This is a genomic window from Rhodospirillaceae bacterium (assembly GCA_002728255.1).
Classification (GTDB): Bacteria; Pseudomonadota; Alphaproteobacteria; order UBA7887; family UBA7887.
The window spans coordinates 1-14620 of record PBWV01000047.1; the positions used below are offsets into that span (position 1 = coordinate 1).

General features: G+C 45.6%; 15 protein-coding genes and 1 tRNA gene. 10 read left to right on the plus strand and 6 right to left on the minus strand.

The window, feature by feature from the left end; genetic code table 11:
• The 4 genes from CMM32_11565 to CMM32_11580 all read left to right on the plus strand — a co-directional run.
• Window positions 1-1351 (plus strand): hypothetical protein (locus CMM32_11565; GenBank protein MBT07529.1); only part of this gene is annotated, 1351 nt, incomplete at its 5' end.
• Window positions 1352-1391: 40 nt separating this feature from the next.
• Complete coding sequence (locus CMM32_11570; GenBank protein MBT07530.1) at window positions 1392-2309, plus strand: hypothetical protein; 918 nt, start codon at window positions 1392-1394, stop codon at window positions 2307-2309.
• A gap of 1 nt (window position 2310) precedes the next feature.
• Complete coding sequence (locus CMM32_11575) at window positions 2311-3153, plus strand: ABC transporter permease (protein MBT07531.1); 843 nt, start codon at window positions 2311-2313, stop codon at window positions 3151-3153.
• A gap of 60 nt (window positions 3154-3213) precedes the next feature.
• The gene (locus CMM32_11580) at window positions 3214-3849 is read left to right on the plus strand and encodes a hypothetical protein (GenBank protein MBT07532.1); all 636 of its coding nucleotides are present in this window, start codon (window positions 3214-3216) and stop codon (window positions 3847-3849) included.
• Between the two features lie 73 nt (window positions 3850-3922).
• On the opposite strand, the gene CMM32_11585 is transcribed toward CMM32_11580, so the two are convergent.
• Both CMM32_11585 and CMM32_11590 read right to left on the minus strand, forming a co-directional pair.
• The gene (locus CMM32_11585) at window positions 3923-4108 is read right to left on the minus strand and encodes a hypothetical protein (protein ID MBT07533.1); all 186 of its coding nucleotides are present in this window, start codon (window positions 4106-4108) and stop codon (window positions 3923-3925) included.
• A gap of 144 nt (window positions 4109-4252) precedes the next feature.
• Window positions 4253-4328: transfer RNA gene (locus CMM32_11590), tRNA-Asn, on the minus strand.
• A 315-nt stretch (window positions 4329-4643) separates the two neighbouring features.
• Here CMM32_11590 and CMM32_11595 point away from each other — a divergent pair.
• Together CMM32_11595 and CMM32_11600 are read left to right on the plus strand one after the other, a co-directional pair.
• On the plus strand, window positions 4644-5351 hold the full coding sequence (locus CMM32_11595; GenBank protein MBT07534.1) for an outer membrane lipoprotein-sorting protein: 708 nt from the start codon (window positions 4644-4646) through the stop codon (window positions 5349-5351).
• Window positions 5352-5395: 44 nt separating this feature from the next.
• A complete protein-coding gene (locus tag CMM32_11600; protein ID MBT07535.1) occupies window positions 5396-5680 on the plus strand; it encodes a hypothetical protein in 285 nt (94 codons plus the stop codon).
• A gap of 13 nt (window positions 5681-5693) precedes the next feature.
• Here CMM32_11600 and CMM32_11605 read toward each other — a convergent pair whose 3' ends face one another.
• Complete coding sequence (locus CMM32_11605; protein ID MBT07536.1) at window positions 5694-6470, minus strand: phosphodiesterase; 777 nt, start codon at window positions 6468-6470, stop codon at window positions 5694-5696.
• 108 nt (window positions 6471-6578) lie between these two features.
• On the opposite strand from CMM32_11605, the gene CMM32_11610 reads away from it, so the two are divergent.
• Complete coding sequence (locus tag CMM32_11610; protein MBT07537.1) at window positions 6579-7466, plus strand: alpha/beta hydrolase; 888 nt, start codon at window positions 6579-6581, stop codon at window positions 7464-7466.
• Between the two features lie 12 nt (window positions 7467-7478).
• On the opposite strand, the gene CMM32_11615 is transcribed toward CMM32_11610, so the two are convergent.
• Both CMM32_11615 and CMM32_11620 read right to left on the minus strand, forming a co-directional pair.
• Window positions 7479-8201 carry a hypothetical protein gene (locus tag CMM32_11615; protein MBT07538.1) on the minus strand — a complete coding sequence of 241 codons (723 nt, stop codon included), beginning with the start codon at window positions 8199-8201 and terminating at the stop codon, window positions 7479-7481.
• A gap of 2 nt (window positions 8202-8203) precedes the next feature.
• Complete coding sequence (locus CMM32_11620) at window positions 8204-9061, minus strand: CoA ester lyase (GenBank protein ID MBT07539.1); 858 nt, start codon at window positions 9059-9061, stop codon at window positions 8204-8206.
• Window positions 9062-9231: 170 nt separating this feature from the next.
• Here CMM32_11620 and CMM32_11625 point away from each other — a divergent pair, with 170 nt between their 5' ends.
• On the plus strand, window positions 9232-10731 hold the full coding sequence (locus CMM32_11625) for a bifunctional ADP-dependent NAD(P)H-hydrate dehydratase/NAD(P)H-hydrate epimerase (GenBank protein ID MBT07540.1): 1500 nt from the start codon (window positions 9232-9234) through the stop codon (window positions 10729-10731).
• An 82-nt stretch (window positions 10732-10813) separates the two neighbouring features.
• A complete protein-coding gene (locus CMM32_11630) occupies window positions 10814-11581 on the plus strand; it encodes an enoyl-CoA hydratase (protein MBT07541.1) in 768 nt (255 codons plus the stop codon).
• A gap of 34 nt (window positions 11582-11615) precedes the next feature.
• On the opposite strand, the gene CMM32_11635 is transcribed toward CMM32_11630, so the two are convergent.
• The gene (locus CMM32_11635; protein ID MBT07542.1) at window positions 11616-12086 is read right to left on the minus strand and encodes an ArsR family transcriptional regulator; all 471 of its coding nucleotides are present in this window, start codon (window positions 12084-12086) and stop codon (window positions 11616-11618) included.
• 149 nt (window positions 12087-12235) lie between these two features.
• Here CMM32_11635 and CMM32_11640 point away from each other — a divergent pair, with 149 nt between their 5' ends.
• Window positions 12236-14599, plus strand: coding sequence for a transketolase (locus CMM32_11640; protein MBT07543.1), 2364 nt, complete (start codon window positions 12236-12238; stop codon window positions 14597-14599).
• Window positions 14600-14620: the final 21 nt, after the last annotated feature.

Genomic DNA, 14620 nt, shown 5'->3' on the forward strand with positions numbered 1-14620 from the left:
TTGTAAAATAGGTTTGAGTTTAGCAAGTTTGCTTGTTCTGCTTATAGCTGGCGTGACGCATTCATCTGCCGATGACAAGATTGTTAGAATTTGGCATACCGAACCCAATAATAGAACACTTTCGGCTATGCGGGACATTATTGCCGATTATGAGCAACTCAACCCGGGTATTCGGATTGAGCAAGAGGCGATTGGATGGAATTCCTTGCTTCAGAAACTTCAGGCGGCACTGGCGGCCGGCGCCCCACCCGATGCGGCTCATGGCTATTCTGGTCTAGCACTGTTGCTTTCAGAGGTTGGTCTTTTGCGCCCGCTAGATGACGTAGTTGATTCAATTGGTGAAGAGAATATTTTTGAAATTGTAAAACGGGTCAGTAGAAGTGAGGATGGGCATTACTACGGATTACCGCACTGNATTGGGGCTGATGCTATCGTTTACAGAAAAGATTTATACCGCCAATCTGGTTTAGACGATGCGGTTGCACCAAGGACCTGGGATGAGTGGCTGGTCCAATTAAAGAAATTAACTGTTGATACGGATGGNGACGGCACCATCGATCAGTATGGCTTAGGTTTGGCTGGCGAGGGGAATTTTATTAACGAAGAGGTTTTGATGTGGACCGGCTCGAACGGCGGCCGGATGTACGATCCTGATGGGCGCCCCACATTTACCGAGCAACCGATGATTGAAATGCTCGAGTTTTATAAGGAAGTCAGTGACTGTTGCCTGTGGCCAGGCTGGATGAACCACTCCTACCCAGAAACCTTTACCATGCTGGCGCAGGGAAAGGTTGCGAGCATCATGGGGTGGGGGCGTGGTGCAATTGAGTTCGAAAAGTATGCCCCCGAAGTGGTAGCGAATGGAGATATAGGGGTGTTTGATTCCAAACCAATCGGTCCTTCAGGCACNNAATTTATGACNCAGNTNGATGGGGANCAGTGGATGGTTTTTGATCATGCGCAATATCCGGATGAGGCTATAGATTTTNTGAAGTTTTTTTATGAACACGATAATTATCGAAGGTATGCGCAGTCGGTCCCAATTCACCTTTTACCAATTGACAAGACGCTGTATGAGGACGTGGCGTATCTGCAGCAAACTCCCGAATTTGAGACTTGGGGATTCTGGGTTGATGTTCAACAAAAGTTCATTTCTGAGGGAAATTCTCGTTCAGTGATCGAATGGGATGACTTAAAACTGCCATATTTGGGCGAGGTTGCTGGGTCAGGAATTCTCGTTGATATGGTGTCTGACGTAATTACAGAGCGGAGAACTCCGAGGGAGGCAGCGGAAAGGGCGCAGAAACTTGCTGAGAAATTGATAGAAGATATGGGCTACAAACGTTGGTGATGGCCTGCAGGCCTCCTTCACTGTCTATGGAATTACCCAAATGACCGATAAAAGCGCTCTGGTTGCCTCGAGAAAGGCCCGAAGAATCCCAGACCGGTACTGGGGNATANTTCTAATTATTCCNGCTGTACTAATGGTGANCTCTCTNGTGTTGTACCCNGTTGGATACGCNGTTTGGTTGAGCTTTCATCACAAGCANGCGTACTTGCCGGTCGAAACTTTTGTNGGTCTTGCAAATTATAAAAACCTATTTGTTGATCCACAGTTCTGGGAAAGCTTTTGGCTGGGAACTTTGTATGGGTTTGGTAGTGTAGCCCTACAGATTGTGTTGGGTGTTGGTGCGGCCCTACTGTTATCAGAATCCTTTAAGGGTAGGTCCCTGGTTCGCGGGATTGCCCTGTTTCCCTATGTGGTTCCTACCATCGTTGTTGTGCTTATATGGCGCTGGACACTCAACGATAGTTACGGCCTTCTCAACTACATCTTGGAAACAGTTGGTTTGATTTCCGGTCCGGTTGCGTGGTTAGGCCCCAGCGTTATCCTCATTTCTCTAATATTAGTTAGTACTTGGACATTTTTTCCATTCGTACTGATAACCGTTTTAGCTCGGCTTCAAACAATTAATCCTGAGTTATACGATGCNGCCTCTGTTGATGGGGCAAGTGCATGGAAACGGTTTTACCACGTAACCCTGCCTCAATTGCGCACAATCCTTTTTGTGGTAGTCATGCTGCGCTTTATTTTCATGTTTACCAAATTTGATATCGTCTGGCTTTTAGGGGGTGGTACCGGGGGTACCGGCCGTTTCATACGGACTTTGCCGGTCTACACCTACATCAAGACATTTGGTCAGCTGCAAGTTGGAGCAGGGGCAGCCATGGCCGTAATCATGGTTCTTATCCTGGTTGCTGTAGCAGTTCCCTACTTTAAGCTATTTCGACCTTCAAGAGATTTATAATATGGACAGACTTTTGTATATGCCGTGGATGCGCCAGACTATAATTTATCTTTTTGCACTTCTATTAACCATATTGTGTGCAGCGCCTCTGTTTTGGATGGCACTTACCTCAATTAAGCCCGATAAGGAAATCCTTGCATCTCCTCCAACGTTTTGGACGGGTGAGCCATCGTTGGATGCGTATGCTCGCCTTTTTTCCACGACTAATTTTCTGGACTACCTGCAGAACAGTATAATGGTAGCTGCAACGGCAACTATTCTCTGCATTTTTGTGTCAACTCTGGCTGGGTATAGTATAACAAGGTTTCAATTTTGGGGACGAGAGACGTTCGCTACTACAACCTTGTTCACGTACATGATGGCTCCAATCATGATCGTGGTGCCATTTTTTATACTTATGCGTGGCCTTGGCCTAAACAACAGTCACCTTGGATTAATTCTTGGGTATTCTGCTTTTGCATTGCCATTTAGCCTATGGTTGTTACGTTCTTTTTTCCAATCCATACCGCTGGAACTTGAAGAGGCGGCCCTGATCGACGGCGCCACCCGTCCCCAAGCAGTACGATACGTGATCTTTCCCCTAGCTCTGCCTGGTGTGATAGCTACCTCAATTTTCACCTTCATAGTGGCCTGGAATGACTATCTCTTTGCACGAATAATGATTTCTTCCGACAGGTTGAAAACACTACCTGTTGGGGTGCAAGATTTAATGGATTCTTCTTTTCTGGACTGGGGGGTAATAATGGCGGCGGGAGTAATGGTTACACTTCCTGCTCTCATTTTCTTTGTTGTAGTTCAACGTTATTTAGTTGCTGGTTGGGGCGCCGGAGGTGTAAAAGGCTGACCCCTGAAATTTTTTAATTTACGGCCTCTAGGCAAAGTAATTTTTGTTGGACAAATTTATATGATCAAACGACGTTCGGTACTGGCAGGATTGCTATCTGCCAGTCTGACAGTACCTTTTTCTTCAATTAGCCGGGCGAATTGTGTGACTACAAGCACACAACCTGAGGGCCCATTTTACCCAATCAATGCTGAGGAGCAAGATAATGATCTTACTAGGGTTGTTGGAGGAAGTTCGCGAGCCGCTGGAGAGGTAATCCGGATTTCAGGTCAGGTGCGTGATGGTAGCTGTAGTCCAATTGCGGGAAGCTTACTAGAAATTTGGCAGGCTAACTCAGCAGGACGTTATTTTCATCCTCAGGATACTGGGGAGAACCGTCCATTGGATCCCAATTTTCAAGGGTACGCGAAAATACAGACTGACAATTTTGGACGATATAGTTTCGTAAGTATTAAACCGGGTAGTTATAAGGTGACGAGGCGCTGGACGCGTCCTCCACATATTCATTTTCGACTGACAAGGCCTCAAGGGCCCAGTTTAACAACGCAAATGTATTTTGCGGATCAGGCTCTAAACGAAACGGACTACTTGTTGGGGCAGTTGAACATCGTCCAGAAACAAGGGGTAACTGTAAAACTCAATAATGATCCAGTAGACGATGTTATGAGCGGAATTTTTGATATAACTTTAGCTTAGTCATTGCGGTTAAGGGAAGGTTCCCAAATCTTGTCCACGATAAGGCGCCAGGTTCAGTGGGCGGTTTCTTTCACTAGCATCGGCGACACCTGATTTTCTTAAATATGGTGTCCCAATCTCCATCCTCTGCTACATAGTCTAGCAGGCAACGGATCGCCTTTGACGTGTCTGAAAGGTCATATTGTGCAACTATTTTTGATAACATTTCTTGAGAATCCACATTGAGCTCTAGGGGAATGGTTGTTTTCTCTCCGGACATTGGTTTCTCCTGTCTCGATTGTTTGGACCATTAATTGCATTCTAGCGGGTAGGCTAGATGGTTCAATATGGGGTTTTTGAGGTTTTCGTATCTGCCCAGATCGGTGGAATTGTCATGGCAGGTCCGATTAAAAAATCCAAAAAATGGCTCCCCGGGCCGGACTCGAACCAGCGACAAGACGGTTAACAGCCGTCTGCTCTACCAACTGAGCTACCGGGGAACGTCCTATGGCTATACCAAGACAGAGCACATCCAGCAAGTGCCTCATGTTTCTCTATGGTATTTTTAATTCCTGTATTTGTTAATTGCCAACATTATTAGGAATTTGCGATCCTTTCGAAAGCTTTTCATAAGTGCTATCTATCAAATTTTATTAAGGTTATGATTAGGATACGATTGATATAACTCTTTTGATACCCTGAGTGAGGAGAATACGTTGAGACCATTGGTTCACTTGTCATTGGCCCTACCCTTATTAGGATTTCTTGTGATAGGGGCCCCTTATGTTAGTGCTGAGACAGCCGAAGAAAAAGGCATGGCGATAGCCCTGGAAGGTGATAGGCGCGATCAGGGCTGGTCTGATAGCTCGGTTACTCTGCAGATGATCTTAAACAACCGCCATGGGGAGAAGAGTACCCGGGAGTTGAGGATTAAATCATTAGAAGTAGTTGACGATCAATTAGGAGATAAAAGTCTCACGGTTTTTGATAGGCCAAGAGATGTTAAAGGAACTGCTTTCTTGAGTTTTACCCGGATACATGAGCCAGACGATCAATGGCTTTATCTTCCTGCATTAGAGCGCGTCAAAAGAATTTCGTCAGCTAATAAATCTGGACCATTTATGGGAAGCGAATTTTCTTATGAGGACATGAGTTCGCAAGAGGTGGCTAAATATACCTACAAATGGCTACGTGATGAGCCCTGCGGAGAGAAGGTATGCTTTGTAGTGGAGCAGTATCCAGTTTATGAGAACTCAGGCTACAAACGGCGCATAGTCTGGATTGATCAGGAAGATTATATTCCCTGGATGATAGAGTTTTATGATCGGAAAGATGCCTTGTTAAAGACGATGAGCCTCAGTGAGTATCAGCTATATTTGGGCCAGTATTGGAGGGCCCAGAAGATGTACGTGGAAAATCATCTGACAGGTAAATCAACTACACTTATATTCAAGGATTATTTACTAGGGTCTGGTTTGGATGAAACAGAGTTTAACCGCAATTCATTGTCNCGAGTTAGATAACTTCTAAAGTTCGTGAAAAAGGAGAGGAGAGGGGAGGCCTTATAATGTTTCGCAGTTTATTGTTTAATATTGCCAAACGTATTGTCACAGATCCCCGGGTACAGGAAAAGGCGTCCTCTACTTTTGAGCAGGATGTAAAGCCTGTTCTAAAAAACGTGGCGGAAAGGGCTAAAAGCAACATAAAGTTTGCGGCTGGAGAGATTAAGGAAACAGCCCGACAATCAAGTCCACTAGACGAGCCAGGCAACTTTCTGCACAAAGTGCGAGAAAGACTTTTCGATCACGAAGAGGAGCAGAGGGATGAACCCTCAGAGGATCACACCAAGTAACTAGTTGAGAATGTTACCGGGAGGATGGCAGCAGGCTGGTATGGGTTACTAAGCCCTCCTCAGTGAGCAAATGGAGGTAAAGACCCGTGGGTTCGGGGATTATGGCCTCCATTTCTTCTCCCCCTAAATTTAATGGAAACTGTTTTGAGATAGACGTTGCCACTAGCGTTGGAATGTTCTCCCATATTGTTTGTACCGGTCTATGTAGATGTCCACATAAAATCATTTCAATTTGAGAGTGTTTTTGGAGGACGTCGGCAAATTTTTTAGAGTCCTTCAGTCTCATTTTATCCATCTTAGGTAAGCCAGACATAAATGGGGGATGGTGCATAAAGAGCAGAGTTTGGCGGTCTGGCGATTTTACGAGTACTTTATCCAGCCAATTCAGTCTTTGGTCGCATAATATCCCAGATTCACTGCCGGGGAGCAGGGTATCTAGTCCTATCAGGCGGACAGAGTAGTCTTCCACTGTGTAGTTAATAAAATCNCCGGATCCGCCGATGTGGGGGAAATCCGAAAATGCTGCACGAAGGTTTTTTCTNTTGTCATGGTTGCCNGGAATAAGAAAATATGGCTGATCTAGTAGAGAGAGATAGGATCGTAGAACCGCGTATTCATCCGGAGATCCTTCCGAAGTTAAGTCTCCCGTAATTAAAATGACGTCGGGTTGTGGATCCAGATTGTTGATGTGTTCGACACAATGAGCAAGGGTCGAGCGCGTGTTGATGCCATGCAAGGCCGACTTTCCTTCTGGGGCCACATGGATATCACTGAAGTGGGCAATTAGCATTGCACATCCTTGTTATAATCCACAAGATTGTAGGAATTTATTTTCCTGTCCGCATTAATTATTAAANAAAGATATGTTAGCTTTCCATTAAAGGAAAGGTTCATTGGATTGGCTTTTTTTGAAAAATTTGAGCGAAAGCGCTTAAAAACAACCGGTACAGAAATTAATTTGGTTATCGGAGGGTCAGGTGACCCCGTGCTTTTATTGCATGGTTATCCACAGTCTCATGTTATGTGGCATAAAATTGCTCCAATGCTTGCCGAGAGCCATACGGTTATCGCGACTGATCTACGAGGTTACGGAGAAAGCGGGAAGCCGCCAGGAGGAAAGGATCACGCTGGGTTTTCTAAACGAGCCTCTGCCGAGGACCAAATTCAGGTAATGAAACAGCTGGGACATGATAATTTTTACCTTGTCGGGCATGATCGGGGAGCTCGGGTAGGGCATAGATTAGCTTTGGATTATCCCGGGACGGTTCGCAAGCTTGTGTCTCTGGATGTTGTTCCAACTACCCAAATATTTACATCCGTAGACCGAGCTACTGCCCAAGCATACTTCCATTGGTTTTTAATGTTGCAGCCAGAACCTCTCGCAGAAACCCTAATTGGGAATAGTCGGGACTTTTATTTACGATGGCTGTTAGACCATTGGGCGTCTGTTCCAGGCGCTATTTCGGAAGAAGCATACCAAGAGTACCTAAAGTCATTTACCCGGACGGGAGCCATCCACAGCATGTGTGAGGATTATAGGGCTGTCAATCTGGATATGCGGCACGATTTAGAAGATGGTGATAAAAAGATTACATGCCCGGTTCTCGCTCTCTGGGGATCTGGGCAAAGTCAGCATCCCGGGTGGCCAAGTATGCACTTGGATGTGGTTAAAGAATGGAAAAAATGTGCACATGATGTTAGGGGTTGGGGTATAGATTGCGGGCACTTCATGCCAGAGGAGGCAGCAGAGGCAACATTTGCAGCGATCATAGATTTTTTAGCCTGACTAGAATGTCTCTTACTCCTGTTGTTTAATGTGTTTAATAATAGTGACGCTCGGAGTAGAAATAGCTTTGAACCCTGCTCGTTCAAAATCTTCAGGGCGGATTAATGCAGTATATAGTCCTGCTATTTCACCCTGGCAGGTTAATACAGGCGCTCCGGATGCTCCTTTNTCCAGAAATACATCAAGACGATCAAAAAGGTGGTCCGTGTACCACTGGCTACCCCTCCCCACGGTATACAGTCGGGCGGCGTAACTTGGCACTACCACTTCCCCTGAATACCTCGAAAAATATAATGGTAGTGGGTGGAAAATGTGGGGTTTGGCTGGAACTAAAATTGCATAGTCATTAGCAATGCCCAATCCTTGTTCCATAGCGTAACTAATGCCAAGTTGGAGTATGCCTGCCGCGTTGGAATACTGATATTTATTGTTTCTGAAGGAAATATTTTCCAACAATATTTCTTCGGGCAAGTTATGTCGATTAGTCAAAATAAAGATGTTACCACCCAATGTGGTGGCTACAGCGGTCGCAGAGGTAAACCCCTTAACATTCATTTCTATGACAAAGGCGCGAAGTTCTGCGTCCGTTTTTTCGCAGAAACCTGGTTGGGGATGCGCCTCTCGTATGACTGGAGTAGGTGGTGTGGTCAGGCATCCAGTTTCCAAGAGTAGGATGATAGAGAAACCAATTGCCCCTAATAAGGCTCTTTTAAGCTCATGGGTTCTAGGGCTCAAGGCTATTGACCCTGTTTTGATAGGGCCAGAATTCGGTACATAGATCGGATAAAGGGTTTTTCTAGAAGTTTGCCATCGACTACAGCTAGTCCGTTGGTACTATTTTCATATGCAGCGACAACTTTNCTAGCCTCCTCCACGGCCTTGGGGTTCGGCGAAAAACATTGGTTGATTATTGCTATGTGTGATGGATGTATCGCGGCCTTACCGGTGAAACCTAGCTTTGTTGCGGCTTTTGCAGTTGTTTCCAACTCCTCAAGGTTCTCGATATTGAGTGCTGGCATGTCCATAGAATCGATGTTTGCCGAAGCTGCTGCATGCACTATGCGGGACCGCGAATATAATAAACTCTCCCAGTCAAAGGTGGTTCTTAGTTCGGCTGCCATGTCTACTCCACCAAATAATAAGCAGTCTATTCTATCAGAGGCATTGGCTATCGAAATTACATTCTCTAGGCTTGAGTTGGTTTCTATTATCACGTGGAAGCGAATTTTTTTTAGCAGGGCACTTGATAAAAGCTTATCAAGCAGGATTATTTCGGCAGCATGATTTAATTTAGTAAACATTAACGCTAATGGGGGATGAGAGCTCGTCATGATGTGATCAATATCCCGTATTCCCTCGTGTGTCTGAAGACTATTAATTCTCATCACCAGTTCTATCTTTGGATGAGCGGAGGTGGTTTTAAAAAATTCCAGAACTTCTGTGCGAGCTCTGGACTTTTGTTCAGGTGGAATAGAGTCCTCTAGGTCGATACAAATAATATCTGGCCGGGCCTTAATGGCCTTAGGAAGCAAGTTCAGCCTATTGCCGGGAACAAAAAGTAAGCTTCGGCGGGCCTTTGAGGGTTTAGATTCCATGGGCAAATTTTTCAAATTATCGAGGGTACTTCGTGAAAATTAAATTAGCATTTCTGTATAATTAACAGAGGACAATCTTCACCTTAATTTATGAATTAAACAAGGTTGTGTTTACTTTAGTCTGGAGAAGATAAAAAGGGATCTACAGTAGAAGAAGTGGAAGGCTTGACATGAGTTTACCTATGAACCTAGGGGGAATGCCCATTGTAACAGCATCCCAGATGTACAGCGCAGAGGAATCAGCGTTGTGCGATGGCCTAACAACATTGGATTTGATGGAGAATGCCTGTCAGTCAATCGTCTCGGAAATCACAGCTCGATGGACGCCGCGCAAAGCTCTAATTCTGTGTGGTCCTGGGCAAAATGCTGGAGATGGTTTAGGTGCGGCATGTCTGCTGCAACAAAACATGTGGATNGTAGACGTTGTTCGATGTTTTCCAGATAAGGATTTTGAGGGCAACGCCCAAATTATGTTAGAACGTTGGGGCGATCCGTGTGCCGACATAGAGACAGTCCAATTAGAAAATTATTCCTTAGTAGTAGATGCGGTGTTTGGCATCGGGCTAAAGAGGGAGTTAGATCCTCGGCTATGCTGTTTCTTTAAGAAAATTAACTCACTGAACATCGATGTAGTAGCAGTGGATATCCCCTCGGGAGTTTCCTCAGATACTGGAGCTGTGTTAGGTGGCTCTTTACAGGCCAACTTAACGGTTGCCCTTGGATTACCTAAACCAGCTCATTTTNTGCTACCCGGAAAAAGTATTTGTGGTCAAATTGTGGTTAGGGACATTGGCGTGAGGGAGAATAATCTCGGTAACGATGCACTAAGTATCAAAATAAATGGTCCAAATCTTTGGTGGGACAAAATTCCCCGCCTTAAGCCTGAAAATCATAAGTATCATAGGGGACATTCGGTAATTGTGGGTGGGGGTTCTAAAAATTCAACAGGGGCAGCTCGCNTGGCAGCAGAGGCCTCCTTGCGCGGAGGTAGTGGGTTGGCAACGTTNCTGGCACCTACAGAGGCTTTGGAGCAGTATTCGTGTGCTCCGGCTTCATTATTATTGGAAGGGGTAGATAAATTACCCGACCTGGAGGATTTTCTAAGCGATGATCGTAAAAATGTTGTTCTAATTGGACCAGGTTGCGGGGTCAGTGAACAAACGCGACTTTGGACCAAAACAATTCTTTCATCATCAAAAAAGGTTGTCCTAGACGCCGATGCTCTCACATCCTTTTCTCCCAACCCAACAATCTTATTTGATCTAATTTCCNCTGACACTGTGCTNACGCCACATTCTGGTGAGTTTGCAAGGTTGTTCAGAGATCTCCACTATGGGGACAAGATTAGTTTGACGCGGGCTGCAGCTAAAACCAGTGGTGCCACTATTATTTATAAAGGGAATGATACCGTAATAGCCGAGCCAGATGGTAAAGCGGTCGTTAATTTCAATGCTCCAATAAGTCTGGCGACAGCCGGCACGGGCGATGTGCTATCAGGAATTGTGCTAGGGTTTTTGGCTCAGGGTTGTAGTCCGTTTGACGCAAGTTGCATTGCGGTGTGGTGCCATTCCCGTGCAGCGACCTACGTGGGGCCCGGACTAATAGCAGATGATTTGGTTAAACAAATACCGAAGGTTTTCCAGGAATTGGAAGATTATTTATCAATATGAAATTGATAGTTATGAGAAAATTATAAAATCGTTTATGAGCTGTAATTTCTATTAGCGAGAAGAAGGGGAAGGAGTTCGTAAAATGACCTACGACTATGATACTTTGGAAGTCTCGGACGAGAAGGAAGTTATTGTGGTGACCATGAATAGAACAGAGAAACGGAACGCTCTATCCAATTTAATGAAAGAAGAACTGACTGATGTTGCCAGGACGATAGGTAAAAGTACTACTTGTTCTTGTGTCATCCTGGCAGCTAATGGTTCAGTTTTTAGCGCTGGAAATGATATAAATGAGGTGGGCCGTATAGAAGCGGTACCTCTGGCTGAGGCAAGAAAATTAGTGCGGCTGGGTGCTGACCTCTGTGAAGCTTGGGAAAACCTGCCATCCTTGACGATAGCTGCCGTAAACGGNGCGGCTATTGGAGGAGGAACATCTTTGGCGGTCGCCTGTGACTTCAGAGTTTTAAGTCCGGAGGCTTATTTTTACGCCCCTGAAGTAGAACTTGGTTTGACATTCAGTTGGAATACACTAGCTAGGTTGGGGGATTTGGTCGGGCCTGCCCGGACTAAATTAATTGGAGCGCTCTCGCGAAAGATTAATGCCTCCACCGCGCTCCAATGGGGTTTATGTGAGGAAGTAAGTGAGGATCCAAAACTTACCGCGCGCCGTTTAGCTGACGAAATCAAGTTAAAGCCAAGAATAGCGCAGCAAATGGTAAAAGAATCTGTTAACCGGCATTTCCAATCTCCGAATACAGCGTACCTCGAACAGGACCAAATACTCCTATCATTGTTGGCTGGAGAGTCCAAGCGGTTGCACGAATTAAAGCAGCGGGAGTTATCTTCCTAAAGGAATCAAATATATAAGAAAATTTTTTGAGAACTCAGTTCAGTGGCAAGGCTGTTCGGTAGGAGACTTGCTTAAGAGAAAAGCTGGACTTTATGCTCCTGACGCCGGGTATGCGGGTAAGGTGGTCAACTAAAAATTTTTCGTAGCTTGCTAAGTCAACAGTGACAATCCGCAGGAGATAGTCTGCATCTCCTGTCATTAAATAGCATTCCATTACTTCAGGCCTTTTGGCGACCGCTGACTCAAATTCGTCTAGAGCAGTTTCGATTTGTCGTTCCAAACTTACGCTTACGAATACGTTTACTGGATAGCCTGCTTGCGCTTGGTCGAGCAGGCAAACGTATTTGTCTATGACGCCCTGCTTCTCCAGCATTTTGACCCTCCGCAGACAAGGGGAAGGGGAAAGTCCCACCGTTTCAGCCAAATCGACATTCGAAATTCGGGCGTTCTCTTGCAATGCGGCAAGTATTTTACGATCGATATTATTTAACCCACGTTTTGGCATAAAAAGTCAATATTAAATAAAAAATTAAAATATAATTGCATTAACATTACTATATTTAGTCTAAAACGCAAGATACTGTCATTAATTTTTTGCTATATTTGACACACAATACGCCCCTTAGTTTTGGACCCTGAAAGGAAGGTATAATCGTGGCGAGTGACCGCAATGAACTTAACAAGGTTTCCGCCGCTGATCTCAAGTTGTTAAAGGCGATAGAGAAGAAAGTTCTGTGGCTTTCGTCCTGGACCATCCATGAGGCAAATCACATTAGGCCGATGCGCGATGGATTAAAGGTAGGCGGACACCAAGCCTCGTGTGCATCTGTTGTAACCCTGATGACGGCTTTATATTTTTGGGTATTGAGAGCTGAGGATCGGGTGGCGGTCAAACCTCATGCAAGCCCGGTGTTTCATGCTATCCAATATTTGCTTGGACGCCAAAGCAAGAACAATCTGAAGAATTTCAGAGGGTTTGGGGGTGCGCAATCTTACCCGTCACGAACCAAAGATGGAGACGATGTTGATATTTCTACGGGTTCGGTAGGATTGGGCGGAGCGTTGACGCTATTTGCATCCCTCGCTCAAGATTATGTTCGAGCTCATAACTTTCCTTCAGCGCAAGAATTGGATGGAAGGATGATTTCTCTTTTTGGAGACGCGGAACTCGATGAGGGCAACGTTTTTGAGGCGTTATTTGAAGGCCGAAAGCATAACATCCAAAATCTTTGGTGGATCATAGACTACAATCGTCAGAGTTTGGACAGTGTCGTGACGGATCAGGTGTTTTCTCGCCTCAGTGACTTGTTCCAGTCTATGGATTGGAATGTAGAGACTATCAAATATGGAAATTTATTGCGACAAGCTGCTTCTAAACCCGGCGGCAACGCATTGCTTTCATGGATTGATGATTGCCCAAATCAGTTATATTCGGCTCTAACCTTCAAAGGGGGTGCAGCCTGGCGGGAACGCCTTAAGTTGGACATTGGAGATGCTTCTGGTATGGCGGGGCTGCTAGATGAGTATGATGATGTTGAGTTACATTCTCTTATGACAAATCTGGCAGGGCACGATATGGGATCGGTTCTCGACGCCTATGGGGCGGCAGCAGCTTCAGATCGGCCGACATGCATCATTGCATACACTATTAAAGGTTATGGGCTTCCCTTGGCGGGTCACAAGGATAATCATGCAGGCTTGATGAGCCTAGAGCAGATGGAGAAATTTAGAAACCAATGTGGTGTCCGGGAAGGGGAGGAATGGGAGCATTTCGCGGGGCTCTCGGAACACAAGGATGATTTAAGAGGCTTTATCAAAAGGGTTCCGTTTTCTTGCAGGGAGCAACGGCAACATCAAGCAGGTCCTATTATTGTGCCTTCAAGATTAGAATTTCGTGAAACTGCAAACACGTCTACACAGGAATCTTTTGGAAGAATTTTAAACGAGTTAGGGAAAGAGGATAGCGAGTTTTCTCAGCGACTTGTTTCAACTTCGCCAGATGTTACTGTTTCGACGAATCTTGGGCCGTGGGTAAATAGAAAACATATCTTCGACCGACAAGAGAAGCCCGACATATTTAGTAGTGAAGAGGTTGTTTCNGCGCAGAGCTGGATTATGTCGCCTGCCGGGCAACATATAGAGCTCGGTATTGCGGAGAATAATCTGTTTTTAATGTTGGCGGCCCTCGGTCTCTCGGCAGAGTGGTTCGGTGTGCGACTTTTGCCTATTGGAACACTATACGATCCTTTCATTGCAAGAGGGCTGGATGCCCTTAATTATGCCTGTTATCAGGACGCACGGTTTATGCTAGTAGGGACCCCTTCAGGCATAACATTAGCACCAGAGGGTGGCGCCCACCAATCTATAGGGACCCCGCTGGTTGGTATAGGTCAACCAGGACTGACTTATTTCGAGCCGACATACGCGGATGAACTGGCTATCATTATGCAGTGGGGCTTTCGTCATATGCAGACAGACGATGGGGGCTCAATCTATCTTAGGCTCTCTACTAGGCCTCTGGAGCAACCTGATCGCAGTTTAAGTGAGGAGACGGTTAGCCAGATAATTTCAGGGGCCTATTGGCGGCAAAAACCTACGAGTGAGGCCTCTTTTGTTCTTGTTTACTGCGGGGCTGTGGCTCCCGAAGTAGAACATGCTTTTCATGAGGTATTGGAGGATGAACCGAGTGCCGGATTGTTGGCCATAACTTCGCCAGACCGAATCTACGAGAATTGGCAAAGTGTAAGAGGTCGGCAATCTNGTGAGAGAGACACTGGCCCCGCTTTTATAGAAGAGGTCCTTGAAATAGTGCCAAATTCGGCGGCCTTAATAACGGTCATTGATGGCCATCCGGCGACGTTAGCGTGGCTGGGCTCTGTGCGAGGCCATCGTATATATCCTCTAGGGGTGAGTACTTTTGGGCAATCTGGAGATATTTTGGATCTGTATGCTTCTTATGGCCTTGACTCAAATGCGATTATTNGTGCCGTAGCAACGGCCTGCTTACAAGCTCGATAACGTCATAAGAAACATCAAGTT